General features: G+C 57.1%; 1 protein-coding gene. It reads left to right on the top strand.

Going from position 1 to position 452, the window contains the following annotated elements; all coding sequences use genetic code 11:
- Positions 1–33 precede the first annotated feature (33 nt).
- The coding region (locus tag JS756_RS39100) for an NHL repeat-containing protein (RefSeq protein WP_205387487.1) at positions 34–452 on the top strand (419 nt) is incomplete at its 3' end.

Below are 452 nucleotides of genomic sequence, written 5' to 3'. Positions count from 1 at the left end.
ATCGCCTACCTAAGTGATACATCAGGTGCGCTGTTGGTGCTGAACCTGACAACTGGTAATGGCAAGCGTGTGCTTGCCGGTGACGACTCGGCTACCGCGTGGTATCCGATGATGTACAATGGCACGCTAGTCCCTGGTTACGGCCCTTCCGGGAGCGCGTTGGCAGTTGGTCTGGACCAGATCGAGGTGTCGCCTAATGGCGTCTATCTATACTACCAGCCCTGCAACGACGGCTTGTACCGTATCAAGACAGCCTATGTGGACGCCACTCTGACCAACGCTACATTGGCAGCGACTCTTGGGGACTACGCTGGGCCGTTTGTCCTGACACCCAGTACGGGCGGTACCGCAATCGACGCGAATGGGAATATCTATGTGAGCGACACCAATCTGCTCGCTGTCTGGAAGGTTACCCGTTACCCCGGAGGGTCGAGCCACTATTCTCGTCCAGG

It is taken from the genome of Streptomyces actuosus, assembly GCF_016921115.1.
Lineage (GTDB): Bacteria > Actinomycetota > Actinomycetes > Streptomycetales > Streptomycetaceae > Streptomyces > Streptomyces actuosus_A.
The sequence above is the reverse complement of the archived record's forward strand: the minus strand, read 5'-3'. Positions and strand labels throughout refer to the sequence as shown.